The 1,918-nt window shown below is 33.0% G+C and carries 3 protein-coding genes; all 3 read right to left on the bottom strand.

What is annotated here, in order from left to right:
* Positions 1 to 317, bottom strand: a 317-nt coding sequence (locus tag RT405_RS11515) for a LacI family DNA-binding transcriptional regulator (protein WP_313469813.1), incomplete at its 3' end; no start/stop codon positions are given.
* 240 nt (positions 318 to 557) lie between these two features.
* Positions 558 to 1,175, bottom strand: a complete 618-nt coding sequence (locus RT405_RS11520) for a YitT family protein (RefSeq protein WP_313469816.1) — start codon at positions 1,173 to 1,175, stop codon at positions 558 to 560.
* Between the two features lie 110 nt (positions 1,176 to 1,285).
* On the bottom strand, positions 1,286 to 1,918 hold a 633-nt coding region (locus RT405_RS11525), incomplete at its 5' end, for an MBL fold metallo-hydrolase (RefSeq protein WP_313469818.1).

Raw genomic sequence — 1,918 nt, forward strand, 5'->3', positions numbered from 1 at the left:
TCTTCTTCTTTAGATGAATTTTCTTGAACATTCCCTAAGATTAAGTTATAGCCCATTTCACTCATTTTATCTTCTACTCCTTTTGCAACCAAAGGAAAAAAAGGATTCGAGATGTCAGGTAAAAGTAAGCCGATTAATTTAGATTTCTTTTGATAAAGCGAACGAGCTACTTCATTAGGATAAAAATCTAATTCTTTAATGGCTGCTTCCACTTTCTCGCGACTTTTGTCACTAACATAACCGCTTTTGTTTAAAGCTCTTGAAACCGTAGCCACAGAAACACCTGCTAAATTCGCCACATCTTTAATTGTTTTCATCCTGTTCACCTCATCGCTTATCAAAATGTGTAACCGATTACACAAATGATAATACCATGATTTAAAAAATCATGCAAGCATTTAATAAAAAATCGTCAATAATTTCTAACACACAATTATGTTGCAATTAGCTTCTATAGCACAATGTTAACCTGAACTATTGTAAAACACTAACTCCTTCCATATAAATAGCTTTTAGCCGAATTATATGGAAGGAGTTGATTATTGATTATCAATTATTTAATTTTTTTGCTTCACTTTTTTCAGTGTACTATTTTTATCTGCTTCTAACATTACATTTAATAGATAGGAATTAACAAAACTAAAAGCAATACCGATAGCAACTGACTGCCAGCCATAAGTAAACAACCCCACAGCTAATACAAAAAAGTTGATATAGCGAATCATCAAAGCAATTTTAAGTTTTGAGTTTCTTTTATGCAATACTAAAGCAATAACATCCATTCCAACTGTAGAAGCATTTGAAGAGATGCAGCAATAATAACCAATCGCAATGAATAAACTGGCTAAACTAAAATCAATAGGTAAATTGATAGAAGCTTCTATAGGCAGCGAATAAAAGAAACTAAATAAAACCATATAACATATACTGCTGAAAAAGGATTTAAAAAAGTTCTCTTTACCTAAAAAAATAAAACAAAAAACAAGCAGAACAACAGTAACGCCATTCGTCAAATACAAGAGCGGGATCGACGTAATTTTCTCTAAAATCATGCCAATACTGGTTACGCCGCCATTGATAATATCATTTGGTTTCATCCATTTTGCATAAGCGAATGCCATAAAAATATTTCCAATCATAATTTTGAGCAGTGATGTTAATTTCTCTTTATTCATACAAACCCTTCTTCGACACATTTTACTGCTATTTAGTATCTAACTTCTCTCACATAGCGGACTGCTGAAACTGATATAACAGGCTAGCACCATTCCTTTATTTAGTTTAGCTAAAAAGTCAATTCAAGTCCATCGTATGCGGTTATGAAACCCTCTTTCATTCCTATCGTATTCATTTCATCATAAAGCAAGCCACTATTATGGGAAAAATGGCTGCTGACAAAAATAGTCTTCTCGTCCGTTAAACCCATCTCATTCATTTTATTTTTAATCGCCACATTATCATAAAAACTCATATGGTTGCCGTCTACTTTATTCATTTGGCTGTTGCAATCTAAACTGACACAGTGAAAATAAGGTTTAGTTTTTTCCCAGTACTTCCAGTTTTCTGCTAAGAAATATCCTGTATCATGAGCATATAAAACGTTTTTTTCGCCATCTGTAATTTGATAGATAAAGCAAGTTTCTTTTTTATCGTGATCTGCCAATAAGGGAGTAATATGATAATGCCCTGCTTCAAACGTTTCAAAAGGGTATACCAGTTGAAAGGCTAAACGATCTTCATCTATTCTTCCTTCTAAATCAAAGACCCGTTGATAAAAAGAAGCAACCCGTTCATTTCCATAGATAGTCAATTTAGTATCCAGACTATTGCTGTATCCGCTCATTCTCATGACCAAATCTTCTGGATAAAAATGATCTGAATGCCCATGAGTAATAATCAAATGTTCAATATCTGCCAG

Source organism: Carnobacterium sp. (assembly GCF_032094055.1).
Taxonomy (GTDB): Bacteria; Bacillota; Bacilli; order Lactobacillales; family Carnobacteriaceae; genus Carnobacterium_A.

Excerpts from the sequence above, each read along its gene's own strand:
- RT405_RS11520 (WP_313469816.1), bottom strand. The coding sequence starts at position 1,175 with ATGAATAAAGAGAAATTAACATCACTGCTCAAAATTATGATTGGAAAT.